The 390-nt window shown below is 64.4% G+C and carries 1 protein-coding gene; it reads left to right on the forward strand.

Features of this window, described 5'->3' with window-relative positions; genetic code table 11:
* Positions 1 to 259: pore-forming ESAT-6 family protein (locus IH80_RS0138530; RefSeq protein ID WP_030966579.1), on the forward strand; the 259-nt coding region annotated here is incomplete at its 5' end.
* Positions 260 to 390 lie beyond the last annotated feature (131 nt).

A 390-nucleotide genomic window follows, 5' to 3' on the forward strand; every position in this document is an offset into this window, starting at 1 on the left:
GCAGGGCGGTATCAAGGCGGTGATCGGGCAGCTGGAGCAGGTGATCGCTGCGCGTGAGGCGCAGGTGGCGGCGGCGATGTCGGACTTCGCGGCGGACGGTGTGGCGGATGACTACCACGCCAAGGAACTGCGCTGGAAGAACGCCTCGCAGGAGGTCAAGAACATCATTCAGCTGCTGAACACGACGCTGGAGAAGAACGACGCGACGGCGCGTCAGACGCTGCAGCGCGCGAAGGCCGCGGTCGACAACATCGGCTGAGCAGGATCGTTTCAGCAGATCAGCAAGTGGGTGGGTCGGTAGGGAAGTCGGGTTCACGGGGGTGGATCGTCCATGACGTCGTGGGACATCAAGCCGCAGGGTGTGCAAGGGCAGTTGAAGACCGTCGGCGG

This window comes from Streptomyces sp. NRRL S-378, assembly GCF_000720645.1.
In the GTDB taxonomy this organism is placed as follows: domain Bacteria; phylum Actinomycetota; class Actinomycetes; order Streptomycetales; family Streptomycetaceae; genus Streptomyces.